The organism is Collinsella aerofaciens, assembly GCF_901212495.1.
GTDB classification, from domain to species: domain Bacteria; phylum Actinomycetota; class Coriobacteriia; order Coriobacteriales; family Coriobacteriaceae; genus Collinsella; species Collinsella aerofaciens_H.
On record NZ_CAAKNY010000001.1, the window covers coordinates 1 to 4,088 of the forward strand.

Genomic DNA, 4,088 nt, shown 5'->3' on the forward strand with positions numbered 1-4,088 from the left:
TTTTCGTGCGATGACGCGATTGAGCTTGGTTGGCCGCTCGAGGAAAGCGATGATTATGAGACCATCGCCGGCTGGATTTTGGAGCTTTGCGACTCGGTGCCCGACATCGGAGAGGTGTTTGAGGTCGCAGGGTTCAAGTTCAAGGTACAGTCGATGCGTGGCCAGCGCATCTCGCTCATTCGCGTGATCGCTCCGGCCGAAACCGATAAGAAGGATTCCGAGCCCGCGGCAGAGAAGCCGGCGGCGTCGGGTGCGGGCTCTGCGGATCCGCACGACGGCGACGAGTAGGGCAAGGACGAGTAGGGGAGAGTTATGGCAGGCCTGTTCAACATCCTTAAGGTCACCGTCAGCGAGGACAAGATTTGTGCGCACGTGCTGGTGAACCCCGGCATGCCGCTCATGACCTCGGAGGATATCGAGGCCACGGCGCGCGTGTACTACCTGGTACCCGCGATTGCCAAGCATCTGTGCCTGGGCGATTCGGGTCGCGAGTTCCAGGACTGCATGGGCCAGACCGAGCTTTGCCACCTGCTGGAGCACGTGACGGTCGAGCTCATGAACGAGACCGGTCTTGCCGGCAGCATCTCGTGCGGTCGCACGCGCGTGAGCGAGCATGACGAGCGTGTCTTTGAGGTCGAGCTTTCGTGTCCCGATGACGCGCTGGCCATTGGCGCGCTGTCGTCGGCGACCTTTATGATGGACTGGGCGTACCTGCACGCCGACCAGCCGGCCCCCGACGTGGAAGGCACGGTCGCGGGCCTGCGCAACCTGGTGCTGGGCATGCGCGCCGAGGCCGAGGGCAAGGACCCGCACGAGGCCGTCGCCGCTGCGAACGGCGAGGACGTGGCCGAGGATGCGCCCGAGGGCGACGCTCCTGCCGACGCCGACACTGAGCCTGTTGCCGAGGCGCCTGCTGAGCCCGAGTCTGCGGAGCCCCAAGGCGTCCCGAGCTTTGACGACGAGCCGCAGATGCCAATCGATACCGAGGGTGCGGTCGCCGAGAACCACGAGGCCCCCGCGGCCGTCTTTGGTGGTGCGGCAACGGCTCCGTCCGGCTCGGCGCACGAGGGCAACCTGCCGCTCGTTGACGGCGCCGGCGAAGACCCGGCCGCCACGGTGGCCATGCCGGCCATGCCGCAGGAGTAGGTTCGCTCACTTATCACCATCATGTTCCTGCGCTTTTACCGTACGCAGATGAGCGCGACGGCAAGTGTTGCGCTGCGGGTATAATGGACAGCATTCAAACGGTGGGCATCGAGGTGCCCGCAGGAGAGGAATGATCATGGGAAAGACTTTCAGCTTTGTCTCCGGTGCGCTCTTTGGTGCTGCCGCCGGCGCTATCATCGGCGTTGCTCTGGCCCCGCGCTCGGGTGCCGAGACTCGCGCCATGGCCGCCGATATCGCCAACGATGCCTGGGACAACATGCGTGACACCTACGAGCACGGTGCCGAGGAGGCCCGCGCCGCGGTCAACGACTTTGGTCCGATGGTCGACGCCAAGACCGATGACCTGCGCGCCAAGGTCGACCTGGCCCGCGAGCGCATGGATCAGCTTCGCGAGCAGCTCAACAACGCCATCTCGGGCGGCAACGTGACGCCCGCTGCCGACGTCGTGGTCGAGAACGTCACTGAGGCTGACACCGAGGCCACGGAGCCCTCGACCGAGGCATAATGCGCGCAGGGGATTTTGTCGGCGTCAAGGTTTATCGCAAGCCTGCCGAAGACAAGCGCACCAAAAAGGACGGCACGCCGCGCAGCCCTAAAAAGCTCGGCAAGATTCACTTTCCCGTCTTTACCCCGGGCGGCACGCGCGTGGTGGGCTTTATGGTCCGCCAGTCCGATATCGCGGGCATGATCGAGCGCCCCGACCGCTTTGTGGCCCTCGATGCCATCGGCGTCTATGAGGGTGCTGTCGCGGTCGACGACGTCAAGGGCACCTATGATGCCGCCGCAGCCAAGCGCCTCGATATCAACCTGGACGATTGCATCATCTGGGTTGGTATGGATGTGCGCACGGAATCGGGCGATGTCGTGGGCTACTGCTCGGACGTTGAGTTCAAGCCGCGCTCGGGTATTGTGCAGATGTTCTACGTGACCGCCGGTGCCGCTTCGAGCGTGCTGGTGGGCGACACGCAGGTGCCGCCGACGATGTTGCGCGGCTACGAGAACGGCGCGATGATTGTCTCGGACGAGGTCAAGGCGCTCGGGTATTCGGGCGGCGTGGCCGCCAGGGCTGCCGAGGCCGGTGTCGTGGTGGGCGATAAGGTCAAGAAGGGCGCCAAGGTGCTCGATGACAAGGGATCGGTTGCCGTGGACAAGGGCAGCCGTGCACTGGGCAAGCAGCTCGGCAAGACGCGCGGTATGTTCAAGGCCTTTAAGGACGAATATCAAAAGGCGAGCGGGAGCTCGTCAAAAGCTAGCAAATAGCGACGTACCAAATGATGGGAGGCGAGCCGGAGACATGTTGCTCCGGCTCGCTGTGTTTATGGGGGAGCGCACATGCGCCAAAACGGATCTAACTTAAACGGGCGCTCAGGTGCGCGTCCGACGGCGCGCCGCGACCTGGGGCAGCTGCCCAGCGGTCAGCGTCAACGTCGCCGTAAGCCCGGCGCGATGTACCTCAACCATAGCCGTGGGTTTAGCGATCGCAGTGCGCGCATCGGCAACGGGCGCTCGCCGCGCCGACCGTCCCACCTGCCCTATGCGCTCATCGCCGTGGGTTGCGCGCTCGTGCTGTTTATCGCTGCCGTCGTGGGCTACGTCAACCGCAGCGTGGACGTGGAACTCAACGGGCAAAAGACCGCGGTGCGCGTGGGCTCTACGTTGCAGAATCTTATCGACGATCAAAGCCTGACCGAAACGTACGATGCCGGCGATCTGCTGGCCGTCGACGACAGCGTGCTCAAGCGCCATGGCGGCGAAAAGCTGTCGGTGAAGGTCGACGGCAAGCGCGTGAAGCAAGGCAAATGGGATAGTCGCGAGCTTACGGGTGGGGAGAAGGTGACGGTTAAGGACGGCCGCAACGCGTACGAAAAGCACGAGGTCCAGGCCAAGACTGTCGAGCCAAAGCTTAAGGTCGAGGGCACGGGTGCCATTGAGTACGTCAAAACCTGGGGTGTTCGGGGCCGCTCTGAGGTATGGGTCGGCGAGCAGTCGGGCAAGACGCAGGACCGCGGCGAGGTCGTGCCCGCCACCGACTGCGTAGTCGAGTGCGCAAGCGTAGCGCCCAAGGGCAACGAAAAGTACGTGGCCCTGACATTTGACGAGGGTCCGAGCGGTGCGACCAAGCAGATCTTGCAGGTGCTCAAGGAAAAGGGCGTCACGGCGACATTCTTCCTTTCGGGCGATGCCGCGGAAGCCTCGCCCGCTCCTGCCAAAGCGATTGTCGATGCCGGGTGCGAGATCGGCTCCAACAGCTACAGCGATGATTCGCTCAAGGGCGAGGATCGCGAGACGGTACGCAAGCAGATCACGAAGGGCACCGAAGCGATTAAGTCGGCGACCGGCGTCGAGACGATGTTGCTGCGTGCTCCCTACGCCGCGTTTGACGAGCAAAACTGGATCGACTCGATGGACCTGGTGTCCGCCGTGGTTTCGTGGAATATCGATTCGGGCGACTGGCTGCTCAACGGCGCTGACGAGCAAGTATCGACCGTGCTCGACTCGGTGACGCCGGGCAATATTGTGCTGCTCACCGATAGCGATGAGTGTGTCGAGCAGACGCTCGAGGCGCTGCCGCAGATTATCGATGGCCTTGTCGCCGACGGCTACAAGATCGTGACGCTCAGCGACCTGGTCAAGACGGACACGGCATTGAGCAAAAAGCTCACCTCGCTTACCAAGGTTTCCATGCCCAAAAACGCCGTGTTTCCCCAACTCCCCAAGGACGACACCACAGAGTAGTCATTGGGGACGTGCTTAAACGACTAGCCATGTGGGACAGTCTTGCGAAAACTCAGCACTTGGGGACTGTCCCCAACGGCCGGCACTTGGGGATGTTCCTTTTTTGCCGGCAGTTTGGGACGGTCCTTTTCTGCCGCTCGCAAAGAGTGTCCCCGACGACTAGTCATTAAAGAACGTCCCCAATG

5 protein-coding genes are annotated in these 4,088 nt (G+C 62.9%); all 5 read left to right on the forward strand.

The features are described from left to right. Positions 1-288 (forward strand): transporter associated domain-containing protein (locus SFLMC1_RS00005; protein WP_315984656.1); only part of this gene is annotated, 288 nt, incomplete at its 5' end. A gap of 24 nt (positions 289-312) precedes the next feature. Then, positions 313-1,146 (forward strand): cyanophycin synthetase family protein, encoded by an 834-nt coding sequence (locus SFLMC1_RS00010; protein WP_222838003.1) that lies wholly within the window; start codon positions 313-315, stop codon positions 1,144-1,146. 136 nt (positions 1,147-1,282) lie between these two features. Then, the gene (locus SFLMC1_RS00015) at positions 1,283-1,672 is read left to right on the forward strand and encodes a YtxH domain-containing protein (RefSeq protein ID WP_152074498.1); all 390 of its coding nucleotides are present in this window, start codon (positions 1,283-1,285) and stop codon (positions 1,670-1,672) included. After that, complete coding sequence (locus SFLMC1_RS00020) at positions 1,672-2,427, forward strand: PRC-barrel domain containing protein (protein WP_152074499.1); 756 nt, start codon at positions 1,672-1,674, stop codon at positions 2,425-2,427. The genes SFLMC1_RS00015 and SFLMC1_RS00020 overlap by 1 nt, the downstream gene beginning before the upstream one ends. A gap of 72 nt (positions 2,428-2,499) precedes the next feature. Then, the gene (locus SFLMC1_RS00025; RefSeq protein ID WP_226814281.1) at positions 2,500-3,903 is read left to right on the forward strand and encodes a polysaccharide deacetylase family protein; all 1,404 of its coding nucleotides are present in this window, start codon (positions 2,500-2,502) and stop codon (positions 3,901-3,903) included. Positions 3,904-4,088 lie beyond the last annotated feature (185 nt).

What these genes read in the sequence shown, in the direction of transcription:
- SFLMC1_RS00010 (WP_222838003.1), top strand. Translation starts at nt 313, where the DNA reads ATGGCAGGCCTGTTCAACATCCTTAAGGTCACCGTCAGCGAGGACAAG.
- SFLMC1_RS00015 (WP_152074498.1), top strand. Translation starts at nt 1,283, where the DNA reads ATGGGAAAGACTTTCAGCTTTGTCTCCGGTGCGCTCTTTGGTGCTGCC.
- SFLMC1_RS00020 (WP_152074499.1), top strand. Translation starts at nt 1,672, where the DNA reads ATGCGCGCAGGGGATTTTGTCGGCGTCAAGGTTTATCGCAAGCCTGCC.
- SFLMC1_RS00025 (WP_226814281.1), top strand. Translation starts at nt 2,500, where the DNA reads ATGCGCCAAAACGGATCTAACTTAAACGGGCGCTCAGGTGCGCGTCCG.